The sequence below is a fragment of the Trebonia sp. genome, assembly GCF_049794275.1.
Classification (GTDB): Bacteria; Actinomycetota; Actinomycetes; order Streptosporangiales; family Streptosporangiaceae; genus Trebonia.
The window spans coordinates 1-3,348 of record NZ_JBARCR010000088.1 but is presented as its reverse complement, the minus strand read 5'-3'; the positions used below and the strand labels follow the sequence as shown (position 1 = coordinate 3,348).

Genomic DNA, 3,348 nt, shown 5'->3' with positions numbered 1-3,348 from the left:
GGTCACGACGTCAACAAAGTGGCGGCTCGGCTGCAAGGCGCGCCAACGCGGCACCGCTAGCAGGCTGGGCCGGGGGCGCGTGGGCAGGTCACACCAGTCACTTGCGCTGACTTTGCAGCCTGGGTGACCACTTCCGACGTAGAGTTACCGGTCACATGTGGTCAGGGCGGCTGCAAAGTGGCGGCACGGCTGCAAAAGTGCCGGGGGCCGGTCGTGGCTGGGTGGGCGGTTGCGCTTAAGGGCGCGGATGGTCACACCAGCCTCTGCTGTTCACTTTGTGCATGAAATGACCAGTTTTTGGCCTTCAGGCGGCCTGATTGTGGTCATCTCGTGCGTAAAGTGCCGCGCAGTGCGTAAGGACGAGCTGGCCGCGGCGCGCCGTGGCTTAGCCGAAGAAGACTTCGGCTTCGGCGTAGCGGTCGACAGGGACGAGCTTGAGCTCGCGGGTCGCCTCGACGAGGGGCACCCGGACGATGTCGGTGCCGCGCAGCGCCACCATCGTGCCGAACGCCTCGTTGTACACCGCCGCGACGGCGTGCAGGCCGAACCGGGTCGCCAGCACCCGGTCGAACGCGGTCGGCGTGCCGCCGCGCTGGATGTGGCCGAGCACGGTGCAGCGGGCTTCCTTGCCGGTGCGCTTCTCGATCTCCTCGGCGAGCAGCTGCCCGACGCCGCCGAGCCTGACGTGGCCGAAGGAGTCCAGTTCTGCCGAGGTGAGCGCCAGATCATCATGCGCAGGGTGCGCGCCCTCGGCGACGACGACGATCGGGGCGTACCGGGTCTGGAACCTGTGCTCCACCCAGGCGACCACCTTGTCGATGTCGAACGGGCGCTCAGGGATCAGGATCACGTTGGCGCCGCCGGCCAGCCCGGCGTGCAGCGCGATCCAGCCCGCGTGGCGGCCCATCACCTCGACGATCAGCGCCCTGTGGTGCGACTCCGCCGTCGTGTGCAGCCGGTCGATCGCTTCCATGGCGATGTTCACCGCGGTGTCGAAGCCGAACGTGTAGTCGGTGGCCCCGAGGTCGTTGTCGATGGTCTTCGGCACGCCGACGACGGGAATGCCCTCGTCGTACAGCCGCGCCGCCACGCCGAGCGTGTCCTCACCGCCGATCACGATGAGCGCGTCCACCCCCAGGCCCGCGAGGTTGTCCTTGATCCGGTCCACGCCGTTGCGGCCCGGGCCGTTCTCCTTGAACGGGTTCGTCCGCGACGAGCCGAGGATCGTGCCGCCGCGCGGCAGGATGCCGCGCACCGCGTGCACGTCGAGCGGCACCGTATCCGCCTCTAGCGGGCCCCGCCACCCGTCACGGAACCCGACGAACTCCAGGCCGAACTCCTGGACACCCCTGCGTACCACGGCGCGGATGACGGCGTTAAGGCCCGGGCAGTCGCCGCCTCCGGTAAGGACTCCCACTCGCATAGGCAAAGCCTAGCGGCCTGACGGACTGTTGTGATGGACGGCGTAATAACACGAGGTAACTGCCCCGATTTACGGTAAGTCCGATTCCGGGGCCGGCTGCTGCCGCTCTTTCGCCTGGTTGGCGTAGATATCGACGTATTCCTGGCCGGACAGCTTCTGGATCTGCTGCATGATCTCGTCGGTCACGGCGCGCAGCGCGGCGCGGTCCGACTCCTTGCCGTAATACCGCGAGAACTCGAGCGGCTCACCGAAGATCACGCCGGGCCGGATCCCCAGCTTCGGCCGGAACGACCCGGAGGGCAGGAGCTCGAACGTGTCGATCATCGCGCAGGGCACCACCGGGGCGCGGGACTCCAGGGCCAGCCTGGCGACCCCGGTCCTGCCCTTGTACAGCCGCCCGTCAGGGGATCGCGTGCCTTCCGGGTAGATGCCGAGCACGCTCCCGGACGCCAGCGCGCGCAGCCCGGACCGCAGCGCGCGCTCGCTGGCCTCGCCGCCGGTCCGGTCCATCGGGATCACACCGACCCCGCTGAAGAACGCCTTGCTCAGCAGCCCCTTGAGCCCCTTGCCGGTGAAGTACTCGGCCTTGGCGAGGAACACCACCTTGCGCGGCAGCGGGAGCGGGCCGAAGAAGTGGTCCGCGAAGGACAGGTGGTTGCTGGCGAGGATGACGGGACCGCGCCGGGGCATGTGTTTCCTGCCGCGCGACCACGGCCGGAAGACGACCTTGAGCGCCATGCCCAGCGTGTATTTGGTTACCCAGTAGAACACTCCCCCATCGTCGCACGTACCGGGCCTTACGTGAGGCCCAGAAGATCACGCACCGGGTGCGAGACGTGCTGAAACCAGTCATAAATGCCGGTCTACTGCTGCGCGGCACCCGACCGGCATGCGACGATTCGACCATGTCCGCTGCATCGCCAGCGCCGGCCGGCGGCACCACGGTGACCGTACAGCCAGGCGCGGAGCCGTTCTCCGCCGACGGCGGGCCTGTCGGGGTCCTGGTCCTGCACGGCTTCACCGGGAGCCCGCGGACGGTGCGCCCGTGGGCCGAGCACCTGGCGGCCGCCGGGCTCACCGTGCGAGCGCCCAGGCTGCCCGGGCACGGCACGACCTGGCAGGACCTGGCCACCACCGGGTCGCGGGACTGGTACGCGACGGCCGACCAGGCCTTCACTGAGCTCAGCGGCCGGTGCGAGCAGGTTTTCATCACCGGCATCTCGATGGGCGCCTGCCTGGCGTTCCGGCTGGCGGAGACCCAGGGCGCCAAGGTCAGCGGGCTCGTCGTGGTAAACCCGTCGCTGGCGCCGGACACCCGGCTGTTCGTGCTGGCGCCTATCCTCAAGCATGTGAACGTGTCGGTGAAGGGCATCGCGGGCGACATCAAGAAGCCGGGGGCCAGCGAGGGCGGCTACCAGCGCGTCCCGCTCAAGGCCGCGGGCACGCTGCCCGAGCTGTGGAAGCTCACCGCGCGGCATCTGGCAGGGGTGACTCAGCCGGTGCGCGTCTACCGGTCTACTGTCGATCATGTGGTGGGGCCGCCGAGCATGCAGGTGCTCAGGGCGGCACTGCCCGCCGCCGAGGTGGTCCCGCTGCCCGACAGCTACCACGTGGCGACGCTGGACAACGACGCGCCGGCAATCTTTGACGGCACGCTGGCGTTCATCAAAGAGCACACCGCAGCGGAGAAGAGGGTGTAAGGACAGCACAGTGGCAGAGGGGGACGTGCCCGGCACCACCGGGGACGCGACAGCAGGCGACGGACAGGAAGCCGTGTGGCGCGACCTGGTCGCCCGGTTCGACGCGCCCGCGCCCGCCGATGGCGAGGCGCCCTGGCCGGAGCTGGAGGACCTCGACGGGCCCGTGCACGTCACGCCCGCCCCGCCGTCGGCCATGCCGCCGCCGGTCATGCCGCCCGCGCTTCC

At 69.4% G+C, this 3,348-nt stretch carries 3 protein-coding genes and 1 pseudogene; 2 read left to right on the top strand and 2 right to left on the bottom strand.

Features of this window, described 5'->3' with window-relative positions; all coding sequences use genetic code 11:
* Window positions 1-385: 385 nt before the first annotated feature.
* Window positions 386-1,423 (bottom strand): 6-phosphofructokinase, encoded by a 1,038-nt coding sequence (locus tag WA805_RS02340; protein ID WP_422276270.1) that lies wholly within the window; start codon window positions 1,421-1,423, stop codon window positions 386-388.
* A 69-nt stretch (window positions 1,424-1,492) separates the two neighbouring features.
* Window positions 1,493-2,194, bottom strand: coding sequence for a lysophospholipid acyltransferase family protein (locus tag WA805_RS02335; protein ID WP_422289642.1), 702 nt, complete (start codon window positions 2,192-2,194; stop codon window positions 1,493-1,495).
* 134 nt (window positions 2,195-2,328) lie between these two features.
* Here WA805_RS02335 and WA805_RS02330 point away from each other — a divergent pair, with 134 nt between their 5' ends.
* Together WA805_RS02330 and WA805_RS02325 are read left to right on the top strand one after the other, a co-directional pair.
* Entirely contained in the window at window positions 2,329-3,123 is a 795-nt protein-coding gene (locus tag WA805_RS02330; protein ID WP_425241540.1) for an alpha/beta hydrolase, read from the top strand.
* Window positions 3,124-3,133: 10 nt separating this feature from the next.
* Window positions 3,134-3,348, top strand: a pseudogene (locus tag WA805_RS02325) (hypothetical protein); the annotation flags it as partial.